A 16,254-nucleotide genomic window follows, 5' to 3' on the forward strand; every position below is an offset into this window, starting at 1 on the left:
TAAAATACAAAAATTTTATTAAAAATAAATCATGTATTTTAAAATTTTCATGATATCTAACAACTAACAAAACAACACGAGTATTCTTTTTAAAAAATATTTTTTAAAACATCACTTAAAGTTTTAAAAAACTTCATCCTCTATAAACCAATTAACATTTTTCTCAAAAGAAATAGATTTTCTTTTTATATAAGTAATTAACTTATATAAGTTAATAGAGTTTGATGCTTTAAGCACAGTCAAACTACCATCTAATATATTACTATCTAGGTATGGTATAAAATCATCAACAGTTAAGAATGACTGCATGTTACCACTTCTTACACAATCAGAAAAAATACCACCAATTAATATTATCTTATCAAATTGATCTAATAGTAGATTATCTAGAATACTTTGGTGTAATTCCTTACTATTATCACCTAACTCTAACATATCACCCAGAATTAAAATTTTTATTTTAGCATTCCTAATATTTACTGATTCTAGCAAAGATTGTACAGAAATAGGTGAAGAGTTATATGCATCATCTATTAACTCAAAAGTTAAATTATTTTTATAACCAACTCTATTCCGATCAAATCGTCTTGGTAATGGCTTATAAAAACTAGATAGTGCATTAAATTTAGCACAATCAAAACCTAAAAAATTAAAAACTGCATACACATACACAGCATTAATTAAATCAGCATTATTTCCTTGAGGCATTCTTAATTTTATTAATTTATTATAAAAATATACTTCAACGATAGACTCAATTTTACTCAATCTAAAATTTGAAATTCTGACCTCTGTGCCATCCATTCCAACTTTAACAACATTAATATCATTTCTTATTTCGAAGTTGATGTTATCAAGCATATTATACGTATTATTAGAAATTACTAATTTACCATTTAGTCTTAGTGCCTCTATAACACTTGCTTTTTCGAGTAAAAGATCAGTTTCTGTTGGATATTTTTCTTGATGACTAAAGTTAACATCTAACAATATTGATATTGTAGGAGAAACTATTTTTATAGGAATGGATAAACTACCTATACCAGATGCTCCAGTTTCTAAAACAACATATTGTGTATTATCATTAATATTACATAAAGTACAATATACTCCCAACCATGCATTTTCATTTCCAATTGTACTTACAACATGAAAATTCATAGATAATATTTTAGAGAGCATATTTTTGACAGAACTCTTCCCTACACTACCAGTTACAACAACAACATCTCCTGTGAAAATATTTCTTTTATAACGTGCTAAATCTAACAGTACGTTCTTAACTGATGGAACATAAATAACTTTAGAATTTTTTAATTCTATATTTTTATACTTAGGATCACTCGTAATAACAAATGCACCTTTTTGTAATGCCTTGTCGATAAGATGTAAATTCTCACTCCCAACTTTCCAATGAAAATATAAATGATTCATAGATAAACCATCTACATAAATACTAAAATTTAAAATCTTCGTATTATGATAACTTGCATCAATATAAGAGTTAATTTTAGTGATTTCAACTATCTCAAGTAGAGTCAGATTCAACATTAATACTTCACCTCTAAATAATGCCCATATTTATCTATATTTTTTGTTAAATTTTCTTCAGCTGTATCTAATAAATACTTTTGTGCAATATCAAAATCTATTGGATTGACAAAATACGGGCACCAAAATGTTTTCAAATTATTCGTAAAGATTGGATAAAGCTTTAAAACCTCCTTATCCAAGTCCAAACGAACAATACAACCATACGGCATTGCTTGATGTTTATCATATTCACCATTGCTATTAAATACACCATTACCAATACTATAAATAACAGGCTTATTATTAATATAGTCAATAGGCTGGATCGTATGTGGACCATGCCCAATAATGATATCGACACCACATGATATAAGTAGTTTGGCAATCCGAGTCTGTTCATCATGAATCGGCTTAAAATCAATCCCCCAATGACAAATAACCATAATTTTGTTGGAAGGATATCGTGTACGATAATCTTTAATTTGTTCTACAAGAATACCACTTGTACAAGCAACCCCATCCCTTTCACCTAACGCATAAAAATCAAACTTATTGTAAGCCGTATCTCTGTGCCAGTAGCCATTAAAAATAGCGAGTTTTTTGTCCTTATACTCAATTTCAAAAAATTCATTCGCTTGTTGTTGATTGCGTCCGGCGCCTATGTATGCGATAGATTTTTCTTCAAATTGATCAAGTGTATATTTTAGACTTTCACTTCCATAATCTTTTAAATGATTATTCGCTAGTACAACATGATTGATATTTCTATTTTTAAACTCATTTAACGTTTTTTCTGCATCAGCACCTAAAATAAAAGGTTTAATTTTATCTAAAGGAGACTGTTGATTTTCACTAACCGTAAAAACTGCTTCAAAGTTGGCAATATTAATATCATCTTGACCAAAAAATGGAGCAATCTTCTCAAAAGAGTAATTATAGCCATGTTTTTGTAGTGCATCTTCGATTTTTCGTCTCTTTCTAATTTTAGTATAAGACTCACCAAAATAAGTATCGCCTAAGATATTAATATATGGACTTTTCGCTTGCACTTTTTTCGAAGATGGTAACTCAGCAAAGCTTTGATGATATGGAAGAGTATGCTCTATTTTAGCCTGTTCTGAGTCCGAATAATGGATGCTTATCATTTTATTAGGCTGTTGACTAAAACCAATATAAATTTTTTTATGACTACCTCCTATGAATAGAAACCCGTTTAGATTTGTATATGAAGCAACAATACTAATAGGTCTTATTATTTTTTCCTTAAAATAGGTAAGATCGATAAAAAAAGGCTTTCTAAAATAATCAGGTAATTCAAATATTTTTTTTGCCACTTTAAATACATCAAGAAATGTCTTTTCTTGGCTTACATCTCTTAAATTTCTTCCTGTAACATTAAGAATAGCATCTGGATTTATTCCCAAAACTTCAGCTTCTTGTTTTATTTCTTTTACTGCATTACTCGTGGTTTGATACAATTGCTCTGCAAGCGCCAATATACAATCGGGCTTTTGAGTTAAAATCGTATACTGTAATATCTGGCAGAAATAATAACTTTCACCCAACAATAAACCTAAAGAATTGGCTCTTTTTGCTTCTCTATCTACATTTGCGGTCACTTTATAAATAGAATTCAACTGAATCTCATCAAGCGAATATTTCTTTAAAGCCAAATAAATTAAAATTAGAGAACCGATTCCAAACTCTGTTTTAGTTTGCCATATTTTTTCTGAAAAATTTGAATGTGATAAAGTTGCCGTAACATACTTACCTAAGTTACTACCTCTTTGCAGATGATCGATTTGGTTACTCTCTGGTTTAATAATCAAATTCGGAATTTTTGCAATGGTTGAATTTCGTCTTGAACCTTTGACCAACACCACATCATTTTCTTTTAAAATACTTTGAATTTTTTTAGCGCATTCATTCGCATCTGTGTAGTGACCTAAATTTCGAGCATTTGGTAAAAGTTGATTTAAAAAATGCGTATCTTTACCAAATGTAGCGATAAGTTCAAAATCATTCGCAAGGATTGGCTCAAGTAGACTCTCATGTACTTCTCTAGATTTTTTCTCTAAATTTATAATATCGCCTACGACTAAAATTTTTCTATTTTTCTTAAATTTTTCATGACAATATTTAAATGCATTGACCATTGAAAGATATTCTGCATTATAGGTATCATCAATGATATATGCTTTTTTATCTGGAATTGACAACAATTCTAAAGTTGATTCTTTATTGTTTAATGACTTGAATAAATGTAAAACTTTGCTTATATCTAAATTGAGCGCATATAAAGTTGCGAAAGAAGCAACCATATTACTTAATGTTCCATCATCCACATAATGATCTAATGGAATATGATAACTATTTTTTTTAACCGTAATTACAAAACCTTTATCTGTTCTTTCATATCGAACATCTGCATTTGCATGTTTCCCATAATTTAGAACATTATGACTATACCGATTCACATAGCTTAAGAGTTGATCATAGTTTTTTATATCGCGATTTAAAATGACTAAACCATCTGCTTTTAAACCATTTGCAATCCGGCTTTTATAATCTGCAGTCTGATCTTCATCACAACCTCTTTGTCCAACACCTATCTCTGTTATGATTGCGATATCAGGACGAGATAATTGGCTAATTCCCCCATTTTTCATCCAAAGTGCGGCCATTGCTGTTTCTACAATTAAATAGTCCGGATCAAACATCGCGTTAGATAATGTTAACTTTACACCTGTACGTGAATTATGATTACCAAGCGTCGCATAGGTAGATCCATAATTTTTTAATAATGAATTAAGATAATTTTTAGTACTGGTTTTTCCTACTGTTCCAGTAATTGCGATTGTTTTACTCTTGATCTTTTCCTTTACATATTTAGCACAATGATTGATAAATTGATAAGAGTCTTCTACAACATATTGAGGAATATGCGATGGCAACTCCTTGATTGGTCTTTGTACAACAACTCCGACGTAATCATCAAAAGTTGTTAAAAGATCGTGGGTATCATTCCACTCTGCATAAACTCCACTATTCCCTGTTCCTTTTAACCAGGTTTCCTTATCCATCGCAATAAATAACGTTTCATTTTTTTTACAGTTTGACTTATATTCTGAAATACTCTTAGCACACCAATCGTCACTAGGTTCGATATACCACTTGCCCGGCATAATTTCTGCAATATTTTTCTTAGTTAAAATCATTTTTTCACCGACTTAAAATAAGTTAAAAGTAATATATTTTTATAAACTATTTCTATCTTCTTTTAAGTAACAGCTTAAACCAAAGCTGTTACTTAAGTTTAATACAAATTCGATTAACGCTCTCGCAACGCCTCATTCACTTTATTAAATGGTTTGATAAGGTAATCAAGCACTGTCTTTTTACCCGTCTTAATATCGGTAGTTGCAACCATACCTGGTGTAATTGCAAATTTTTGACCTGACTTATTAACAAGTTTATCGGTATCCGTACGGATATAAACTCGATAATAAAACTGATCTTGCTTCACTTCATCACGTAATGTATCTGGTGAAATTGTCTGCACTTTCCCCTTCAAACCACCATAAATTGAATAGTCATATGCTGTAATTTTAACCAATGCCTCTTGTCCAGGGTGAATAAACGCAATATCACGTGGAGAGATTCTTGCTTCAACTAGCAATTGTTCATCCAACGGTACGATCGTCATTAACTTGCCATTTTGCGTTACAACACCGCCAATGGTCATCACATCAATTTCTTTAACAATACCACGCACTGGTGATCTGAAAATGGTGCGATTCAATGAATCGGATTTTCCTCTGACAATCTGAGATTGGGTTTCAATATCGGTATTGGCTTTGGCTAATTCTTCACGCGCTTTGACTAAGTATTGGTTTTGTGCATCATTAATTTGATTACGTAAGTCATTGGCTTGACGTTTTAAACGCAACACTTCCACTTCACTGGCAGCCCCTTTCGCGACTAAAGGCTCAGTCATCGTCAATTCTTGATTCACCAAGACCAATGCTTGCTTCAAACCTGCGATGGACTCTTCTAAATTAGAACGACGTGAACGATATAATGCCGTTTCTTCACTAATTAATGCTTGATCCTTTTGCACACTTGCTGGAAATTTCAAAGGTGTACCATTCACTTCAGCCGTTAAACGTGCCGCAGTGGCTTGTGCAGAAGTCAGTAACGATGCCGACTCCCCCACCGTTGACTCTAAACGAGTCGGATCGAGTAGTGCTAGGACTTGCCCTTTTTCAACAATTTGCCCTTCTTGCACATTTAACTTGGTTAAAATCCCGCCTTCCAAAGATTGAATTGTTTGCTCCTTCGATGATGGAACCACCTTCCCCATACCCGTGGACACTTCTTCTACTTCAAAAAACCATGCCCAAGTGAGTAATGCTAACAGACCTGCACAAATGATTAAAATAAAGAGGCTTGACTTCGGTAAGCCCGGCTCTACACCGTGTACGCTGGCTTTATGACTTTGCTTACTCATCTTATTGCCCCTGATTCGTTGTTGCCTGACCTAATATTTGTGCTTTTGGCCCATCCATGACGATTTTGCCATCATTCACGACAATAATACGATCAACAAGATCTAACACAGCACGACGATGTGTCGCAATGACCAGTGTTTTTTGTCCAAGCCATAGTTTTAATTGATCAATCAACATTTTTTCTGAAACATCATCCAGTGAAGCGGTTGGTTCATCTAAAAGCAAGATATTTGGTTGGCGTAATAATAATCGTGTTAATAGTAAGGCCTGACGTTGTCCACCTGAAAAACCGACACCACCCTCTAAGATTTGATGATCTAAACCTTCTTTTTTACCAAGCACGAAGTCCAAAGCACCAGTCAGTTTTAACATATGCAAAATTTCATCATCGGTCACCAACGGTGCGCCAAGTTTCAGATTATCCCGAATCGAACCAAAAAACAGTGCTGCATTCTGATTTAACAATCCCATATCTCGGCGTACATCTGCTGGATCAATCAGTCCTAAATCGACACCATCAAGTTTTATTTTGCCTTGAGACGGTTCTTGCATACCCGATAACAGCTGAAGTAATGTCGATTTACCTGCACCATTACGACCTAGAATTGCAATTTTTTCACCAGGTTTAATTTCTAGCTTTGGAATACTCAACGCAGCGCGTTCATCATCTTCACCATATTGAAACATCAGATTATTCAACTGATAATCACCAAAAATGGCAGGACGATGAATGAGATGCATTTTATCTGTCTGATCGACCGGTTTCTTCATCAACTCATCTAAACTGCTTTTGGCCACTTTGGCTTGTTGTAAGCGTCCCAATACACCTGCAATCTGTGAAATAGGACTAAGCATCCGCGAGGATAAAATTGAACATGCAACAAGTGCACCTGTGGTCATTTCACCTTTCATGACGGCAAAACAGCCCACTAAGACCACAATTGCAAAGGTAAGCCCTTGAATTTTTTGAATCCATGCCGTCATCACTCCAACCAATTTACGTTGACGCATTGAAATATCAGCAGACACTTCATTCATATGATTCCACTGATTTTGAAATCTAGACTCAGCACGTAACAGTTTAATATCTTCAATGCCTTGCACGGATTCAACCAAAGTTGCACTACGAATCGCACCCTCACGCATCCCCTCATTCGCCAATTTTGCCAGCGGCTTTTGGATGAGGATACCCGGAATAATCATCAAAGGAACAACAAATACAATCACCCAGAATAAGTTGCCACCAATGAGCCAGAAAATTGCCAAAAATAAGAAAAAGAACGGTAAATCCGCAATTGCAGAAATGGTGGTCGAGGTGACTAATTCACGCACACCATCTAATTCACGAATTTGTGAAATAAATGTTCCTGTTGATTTTGAACGCTCTTTATTTTTAATTCTTAATGCATGACCAAAGACACGGTCTGAAATTTTTAGATCTGCTCGTTTACCAATAATATCAGATAAATAAATTCGGGCGACACGCAAACTAAACTCAAAAATTGCCGCAATCAAAACACCGCCAGCCAAAACCCATAGTGTAGGAATCGATTGCGCGGGAATAACACGATCATACACATTCATGGAGAATAGAATCGTCGCAAGAGCCAAGATATTGGCCAGTAATGAAGCAAACATTACATCTATATAGCGCTTCCAATCTCTTAAAATAATCGACCAAAACCAGCTAGGTTCATAAGGTTTGATGTACTCATCTACCCGAACATCAGCCACTGATTTTTCTGGACGTAATACATATAGATGCGCAGTACTATGCGCTAAGACATCCACATTCAGAACTTGTGCCAAGCCTTGATCGCCACTAAATTGCACACTGGCATTGCCTTCAGCATCAATTTGATCGATCACACCGACTTGCCCATCGTTCATTTCAATAATCACGGGCAAACGCCATGGACTTAAAATATCTTTACTAAAAGTACTTTTTCTTAAGCTTAGTCCAATTTGGCGACAGACTAGAGCTAAAATATCATCAATATTTTGATTCGAATTCCAGTCGAGTTGTAAGCGCAATCGTTCTTCCGAAGGCTCAATCCGATAATGTTTTGCAACAGTGAGTACGGCTTTTAGCCATGGTTGATAATCTCTAGAATTACTCATGGCTCTATCTCAACCCCTTGAATAGAAATATTATTTAATTTATAAAAATCTCTGGACTGACCAGTAATTTTAATATAATTGGCTAAGCCATCATAAATGTCATATTTGGCAGTTTGTATTTGTTGTGCCACATTATGTATGGCTTCCTCAGCATTAAGTAAGTCTACAACCGTACGCGTACCGAGTTTATACTGTTCCTGATACAACTCCTTGGTTCGAGCCGTAGTTTCTCTACGTGCTGCAAGTACTTGCATTTGTTGTTGCTTATTTTCAACTTGTTCTCGAATCAAGCTGACTTGATCAGAAACGTCACGATAGACTGCATTGACTTGAGCCTTCGCTGCCTCTTCTGCAAAACTGGCCGATTTTAATTTGGCACTGTTTGCACCACCCTGAAAGAAGTTACTACTCACTTCAAGCATTACCGAACTATAGGTCCCATTTTTTTCATTATTATTGGGGTTATAACCATTCAAGGCCTTATTTAAACTACCTTTCACCTGTAAAGTCGGATAAGGATTCAATTTTGCTTGTTCTTTTTGAGACTTTGCAATTTCAACATTTGCTTGCGCAATCATCATCTCTGGGATCTTGGTATAATCCGTTGCTTGATACAAACCAGAATCACTTACAATCGAATCCGGCAAAGTAAACGTTGTCGCTGAGACATCATAGCCCAATAAAGTTTTTAGCTTTTGCTGATACTGACGTAACACTGTTTCTTGTATCAATTTATTGCTCATAGCAGCTTCTAAGGTCGACTGTGCTTGGACTGGATCTGCTTGACTACTAATACCAGCACGTGCACGTAAATTGGCAATTTCAGCAATCCGTGCAATGCCTTTCACCTGCTGATCTGCAATTTTGACGATCTCTTTATAGCGGTTAATATTGATGATCGCATCCATGGTCTGTGCAGTAACATCATCAATACTCGCTAATAATTGTGCTTGCTTCTCAAGTAATTGAGCTTTTTCAGCATTCACAGATTCATGAATTTTACCAAAATCATAAAGCACTTGAGTCGCAGTTACACTATACACCTGAGCGCCCCGCCCTTTTTCAGTTAAGTTTGCTGAGCTTATTCCGCCTGAGATTTGCGGATAATATTGTGATTTTGCGGTATCAATATTGGCACTCTGAGCAGAGATTTCGGAAATTTTCTTGGAAATATCGGGGTGATTTTGCAAAGCCTGCTGTACTGCATCTATTATAGAGACGGTATTTGACTGGTATTTACCTCGATCATTTCCGTTTGGCACTACATTCCTGGCACTCGAATTTGGTAAGGTAATGATCGGTAAATTTTTTTGCTCTGGTTGTTCTACAGGAAAAGCACTCAAGGTCTGAATACTAATTTTATGAGCATCTTTTTTACCGTTACCAAACAACTCATTCAATTCACTTTTAGCAGAGTTGAAATACTCTTGAAAGCTCGCTGCATGCCCCGTTTGTATAGCTAACGTTAAAGGTAATAATACCCCCCACACTAACTTTGATTTGATCTTTATCATGTATAAATAGTCTACTTTTAAACCAGTTTTTTTGTATCAATCAGCCCTAATAAAACTAATGCTGATTTTTGATAAATCATTCGAAAAAATAAGCAAAGAATAAGTAAAATCAATTGAATACCTTCTATCTTGCCAACGATTTCCATATATGTGTAGTTTACCTCTACAAATTGCTTATTCAAATTATTCTACTCAAAAAACACTCTATTCTTGATAAAAATGTTTAACATAAGCAACATAACCCGATAAATTGTGCTCCTGATCATCAATTCGAACTCTAAACCGGTCATGTCTCACATAAAAAGAATTTAATATGTTATTCGGTTTAGCCATATACATCGCTATTTCAGGATAGAAAAATCCTGTCGAACGCTGAAATTCAACTCTAAGTTCGATCAATTCTTTTAACTCGTCAACTTTTGCTGAAGCATACAACGCTTGAAATTCAGTTAATTTTAAACGTTGAAGCATTTTATAGGCAGCCATCATCATTTCTAAGAAAGTGGCATAAGCCGTCTTACGGTTTTTAATAAAATCCATGTGTTTGAGATAATTATTTATTCCAAATTGGAAATATTTTTCTTCAGGGCAAATCAGGGTTAATTCATTTGTACAATAACTTAACCAATGGTCATGATATTTGTCATATTTTTTATTAATGAAGTGTTCAAACATCAGCTTGACTGTCGCCAGTAATGCGTCACTTTTATTAATTTGATATAAACGCAATAAGCCTAAAGCCGCTTCACCATCATAGTAAACGATCCGAAATTTTTCTTTCACTTCCAGCGATGGGTAATGTAAAACATGGCTAGTCTCACCATGCTCATCCACCATATAACGAATACCTTCTGCTAATTTTTCTGCATATTCAATAAATTGAGCATCTTTGGTAATTTCTTGATATTTAGCAAACATAAAGATCGCGGTTGCATTCGAGCCTAACTTAATTTCTAATGCATCCTCACCGCCGTCAATCATAAATCCTTTGCCGTCCACTTCTCTATAAAAATGGTCGATCGCATATTGTATTGAGGCTTTAATTTTATCTAGGTATTCAACCCTATAATCGATTTCTAAAGTTTCTAATAAAGAATAGAGTGCTGTGCAGTGTCGAACAGTATTATAACTATTTATTTCTCTATTATATGCAGAAAAATAACCATATATAAAACGACCATCTTTCTGAATTTGATTATGCAAAAATTCCGCATTTTTTTTAATTAACTGGGTAATATGTTCCTTTTTATTTTCACTTATTATTCGTATGCCATTTTGAGCATTTTGACTTTGCAGATCAATAATTTTATTATTTTCAAAAAATGCAGAAAACGTATCAAATAACCAAACATCCTTTAATTCATTTAATGAATATTTCTTTGTTATCGTTGGATATTTTTTTTGAATTGCGTCATTTAAATTTTTTTCATCAAGAAAATTTGGCTCATTATAGACAACACCTTTAATAATTGATTTACCGTAAATTTCCTGTTCTAAAAAACAAATTTGGAAGTTCTCATCTAAGCTAAAACCTTTACGCATATGGTTGTTATGCGGTTGTTTATGCACAAGACTTTCAAAATCACTCCCACTGATTTTTTCAATATTATAAGGGATGTCAATTTTCACACAATCCATTAACTTACTGTTTTTTTTATATAATTTTTCTATAAAATTTAAAAGTCGCTGAATGAGTTTTTTTAAATTTGCATCACTACTTTCCCAAACTTGGCAGCGCTGTTCAAGACGTCCATAAGAAAAAAAAAGTACGTAACGCTCTTGCTCTATTTTTTTTTCAGTAACTGTTTCTTCAATCCAAGCCACTAGATTGTTTTTAAAATTTAATAACTCACTGTACGTACGAATTGTCATATTCCACACAAAATATTATTGTTTAAATCCATTTGAGTATACATTTAATTTTTTATTATTTCCATGTAATCAACTTTTTTTAATATAAAAATTTAAAACACACTTACTTTTATTTATTAGAGCTACTTTATACATTTTCTAAATATAAAGAACAGTTATCACTATTTTATCCCCCGTATCCAATCGATTTTTTAATATAACGATAACAATAATAACCATCAAAAAAAAGAGGCTCACTAGGAGCCTCTTTTTTTATTTATTTAACTTACTGGATTAGAAAGTCAAATGATGACCTTGCATCAACTCATCCAAAGTCATATCAACATTTTTCAAGGTTAATAACTCTTTAGATTCATAAGTCGTACCAGCAGTACCATCACGATCAATACTGATAACCGTATCATTACCGACTTTAGAAACAGAGACAAAGTTGCCAATATTATCAGGAGTTACGCTTTGTCCTTCAAGTAGTTTACTAATATCGATTTTATCACCTTGATTTGGTTTGAAGTCAGTCCACGTATCGTGACCGTTACCACCTGTTGCATCAGTCGCACTCAACAGTTTGAAGATCACGGTATCTGCACCACCGTTGGTTGTAAATGTATCATTACCAGCCGAACTTTCCACATGATCAGCAAATTCAGAGGTATTTACATTTTTACCAACATTGATCTCAAGCGTTGCTGTTTCTGTGACGCCAAGTACAGAAACTGTCTTATAGGTAAAGGTTTCTACACCATAAGCTGTACCACTTGGTTTATATGTATAACTACCATCTTTGTGTAATGTTAGCGTGCCATACTCACCTTGAACATCAAAGGATTGAGCTCCCTTATTCGCGTCATTGACATACAACTCTTTAGCACCAATGCTTAACTGATCAATAGTACCTGTACCTTTATCATTGAGTAAAATATCCCCCTCAATAACAGGCAAGTTATTATTTTGCATAGCATCTAAATGCGTCAATTGAACAGCGGCTGTTGTTGTAACAGAGAATTCGCCGTTATTTGGTCCAGTAGTCCAGCCAAGTCCTTGCGAAGTCGTCACATTTTTAACACTTACATCAACCGTATAGACCCCAGCGCTATAGTTACTTAACATAGCAGTTGCTTGGTAAGTATCACCACTCTTCAAAAGTTCACCTGAAGAAATAATAGTACCATTGGCATCTTTCACCGTATAAGTTGAGCTTACAGTACCCCACTTATCAGCGCCAATAATGTCACCAGTTTTGAGTGCAGCAACAATTTTTAGGTTCCCATTGGCAATCAGATTTTCATCAACCGTCAATAGGGTCTGCTTGCTATAGGTATTTGTCCACGTATCCGTTGAGGTACCAATAAGACTATCATTTCCTAAAACTGGTTGACCAGCAATAGCCTTAATAGCACCAGCATCAGTACCTTGAACCAGATCATCGCTTGTAATCAAATTACCTTCAAGAACTTGCACTGCGTTAAAGTCGTCTGTGGTACTGTTTGTGCCAATTTTCACATTCAGTACGGTAACAACCGTTGAACCACTAGCTGTTTGCGTCACAACGTTAAAGCTATCAACTTTACCGTATGGCGGTTCCCAACCCGTAGTGTCTGTTGGTTTAGTTACAGTGTAAGTATAGGTTCCATCGGCATGAATAAGCAACGTACCGTACTTACCGACAACTTGCGTTGCTTGACCCGCTTCAACAGCTTGATCATCAACCTGAAGTACCACCGTAGTTTCCACTGGTGTGATGTCACCTGAAGCCTCACCACCAAGTGTCTGCGGGTTGCTGTAATCATAAATAGTATCGTGATCAACATACAAACCTATACCAGTTGCAACTGAAACACCACCCTCACTTTGCAACAGCGCACGATACTCACCCTCACCAAACGTTAGTTTGAGTGGATTAGATTTACTTCCACCTACATAAGTCGTAAACCAGTTATCTTGATGATGAACTTGAACATAATTCCCTGTTTTTTCATCTAATTTATAAATATATAAATCATATGTAGTAGCTACAGACAAACCGCCTGCACTACCATGGAAGGTGAGCTCACGCATTTGTTCCTGACCAACAGTGAACTTCATTACTCCATTACCAGTAAGTGCATTAGCACTTAAAATACCTCCACCCAGAAGACCAAGATTGATAGTTGTAAAGCCAATTGCATTTGGAATAGCAGAATCATCTGTGTCAACCAAAACAGTCGGTGTAACATCCAAAACAACAACACTATCGATATCGAGACGTTCCGAAGCAGGGGTAATATTCAACTGAATATTGAGATCTGCTGTAGAGGTCGTGCCAGCTGGTGATTTCACAGTGTATTTGAAATTATCAACCACACCATAACCAGAGAGGGTATCCTTCACAACATATGTATATGAACCATCCGACTTGACAGTCAAAGTACCATATTTACCGACAACAACAGTCTCACCATTTGCATTAACATCAGTGTCGTCACTATCAGTTTTAATATGAGTTAAGGTTGTACCATTTGGTAGTACATCGTAACCATATTTTGCATCTACATCAGTCAGCATATTGCCACTTGTTGTACCGTTGACTTCGATTGGATTCTTGTAATCATTCACAACATCTTTTTCAAAGACCATGGTATAGCCAGTAGCTAACGCAAGTCCAGCACCAGAGCTCAACACGAATAACCAGTTACCTTGATCAAGGGTATATTCTCTCGATTGAGAAACACCACCAATGACTGCAACAAACCAATTATTCACAACTTCTTGTTGTTCCCACGCACCTGTTGTTTCATTTTGTTTATAAACATGAAGATCCATTGTTCCGACAGTTAAACCACCTGCATTTGCATGTAATTTAATATCTCGAGTGGTACCTTCAGCAACACTCAACTTCGTACTAGAGCCAATCACATCTGAAAGTATATCTGCATTTATAACTGGACCTAATCCTACAGACCCCACGGTGAACCCAGTATCATTTAAGCTACCTGGATTTGGGTTAACGGTTTGAGTTGGTTTGACATCCAAGACCAGATCAACATCATTATTAACAGCAACAACAATGTCAGAATCGCTGTCGGAATCAGAGTCGCTGTCGCTATCAGAGTCAGAATCAGAGTCGCTGTCAGAATCAGAGTCGCTGTCAGAATCAGAGTCGCTGTCAGAATCAGAGTCGCTGTCGCTATCAGAGTCAGAATCAGAGTCGCTGTCCGAGTCAGAGTCAGAATCGCTGTCGCTATCAGAGTCAGAGTCGCTGTCGCTATCAGAGTCAGAGTCGCTGTCGCTATCAGAGTCGCTGTCAGAATCAGAGTCGCTGTCGCTATCAGAGTCAGAGTCGCTGTCAGAATCAGAGTCGCTGTCGCTATCAGAGTCAGAGTCGCTGTCAGAATCAGAGTCGCTGTCGGAATCAGAGTCAGAGTCGCTGTCGGAATCAGAGTCAGAGTCGCTGTCGCTATCAGAGTCAGAGTCGCTGTCGGAATCAGAGTCAGAGTCGCTGTCGCTATCAGAGTCAGAGTCGCTGTCGCTATCAGAGTCAGAATCGCTGTCGCTATCCGAATCAGAGTCACTGTCGGAATCAGAGTCAGAATCACTGTCGGAATCAGAGTCAGAGTCGCTGTCAGAATCAGAGTCGCTGTCGGAATCAGAGTCAGAGTCGCTGTCCGAATCAGAGTCGCTGTCGCTATCAGAGTCAGAGTCGCTGTCGGAATCAGAGTCAGAATCGCTGTCGCTATCAGAGTCAGAGTCGCTGTCGCTATCAGAGTCAGAGTCGCTGTCGGAATCAGAGTCAGAGTCGCTGTCGCTATCAGAGTCAGAGTCGCTGTCGGAATCAGAGTCAGAATCGCTGTCGCTATCAGAGTCAGAGTCGCTGTCGCTATCAGAGTCAGAGTCGCTGTCGGAATCAGAGTCAGAGTCGCTGTCGCTATCAGAATCAGAGTCAGAATCGCTGTCGCTGTCAGAGTCGCTGTCGGAATCAGAGTCGCTGTCGGAATCAGAGTCAGAGTCGCTGTCGGAATCAGAGTCAGAGTCGCTATCAGAATCAGAGTCAGAGTCGCTGTCGCTATCAGAGTCAGAATCGCTGTCGGAATCAGAGTCAGAGTCGCTGTCAGAATCAGAGTCGCTGTCGCTATCAGAGTCAGAGTCGCTGTCAGAGTCAGAGTCGCTGTCGGAATCAGAGTCAGAGTCGCTGTCGCTGTCAGAGTCGCTATCAGAATCAGAGTCAGAGTCGCTGTCGGAATCAGAGTCAGAGTCGCTGTCGCTATCAGAGTCACTGTCCGAGTCAGAGTCGCTGTCGCTATCAGAGTCAGACTCACCACCACCAATATCAGTAATAGGTGCGTTTATTTTTGTAGGCTCTGATGTATTCTGAGCCTCGTCAGTTGCTGTAACTTCAACAATTTCACCGCCAATTAATGCTGGCTTGATCTTAACTGTGTAGTTACCATCGGCATCTGCGGTTGTTCCACCTAATATATTACCATCTTCACCTCTTACGATAATCGATGAACCTGGCTCAGCTGTCCCTGTTACTTCTGTACCGTCGTCATTAAATTCAGCAGTCGGTGCATCAGGCGGTGTCGTATCTGGCGCTTTTACTTCAGTAGGATCAGATACGTTACCCGCAACATCTTCCTGAGTAATCGTCGCAGTTTCACCATTGGTTAATGGTGGTTGGACTGGAATGGTGAAGTTACCGTCGCTATCAACAACACCTGTTCCAATAA

General features: G+C 36.7%; 7 protein-coding genes. All 7 read right to left on the reverse strand.

The window, feature by feature from the left end; translation table 11 throughout:
• Nucleotides 1–123 precede the first annotated feature (123 nt).
• Entirely contained in the window at nucleotides 124–1,551 is a 1,428-nt protein-coding gene (locus I2F62_RS09515; RefSeq protein ID WP_324626780.1) for a Mur ligase family protein, read from the reverse strand.
• On the reverse strand, nucleotides 1,551–4,751 hold the full coding sequence (locus I2F62_RS09520; protein WP_324626781.1) for a CapA family protein: 3,201 nt from the start codon (nucleotides 4,749–4,751) through the stop codon (nucleotides 1,551–1,553). The genes I2F62_RS09515 and I2F62_RS09520 overlap by 1 nt, the downstream gene beginning before the upstream one ends.
• A 113-nt stretch (nucleotides 4,752–4,864) precedes the next feature.
• A complete protein-coding gene (locus tag I2F62_RS09525; RefSeq protein ID WP_324626782.1) occupies nucleotides 4,865–6,043 on the reverse strand; it encodes an HlyD family type I secretion periplasmic adaptor subunit in 1,179 nt (392 codons plus the stop codon).
• A 1-nt stretch (nucleotide 6,044) separates the two neighbouring features.
• The gene (locus tag I2F62_RS09530; RefSeq protein WP_324626783.1) at nucleotides 6,045–8,165 is read right to left on the reverse strand and encodes a type I secretion system permease/ATPase; all 2,121 of its coding nucleotides are present in this window, start codon (nucleotides 8,163–8,165) and stop codon (nucleotides 6,045–6,047) included.
• On the reverse strand, nucleotides 8,162–9,679 hold the full coding sequence (locus I2F62_RS09535; protein ID WP_324626784.1) for a TolC family protein: 1,518 nt from the start codon (nucleotides 9,677–9,679) through the stop codon (nucleotides 8,162–8,164). The genes I2F62_RS09530 and I2F62_RS09535 overlap by 4 nt, the downstream gene beginning before the upstream one ends.
• 204 nt (nucleotides 9,680–9,883) lie before the next feature.
• The gene (locus I2F62_RS09540) at nucleotides 9,884–11,551 is read right to left on the reverse strand and encodes a poly alpha-glucosyltransferase (RefSeq protein ID WP_324626785.1); all 1,668 of its coding nucleotides are present in this window, start codon (nucleotides 11,549–11,551) and stop codon (nucleotides 9,884–9,886) included.
• A gap of 273 nt (nucleotides 11,552–11,824) precedes the next feature.
• A partial coding sequence (locus tag I2F62_RS09545; protein WP_324626786.1) for a BapA/Bap/LapF family large adhesin occupies nucleotides 11,825–16,254 on the reverse strand: 4,430 nt, incomplete at its 5' end.

Source organism: Acinetobacter sp. MD2(2019), from assembly GCF_035615615.1.
Taxonomy (GTDB): domain Bacteria; phylum Pseudomonadota; class Gammaproteobacteria; order Pseudomonadales; family Moraxellaceae; genus Acinetobacter.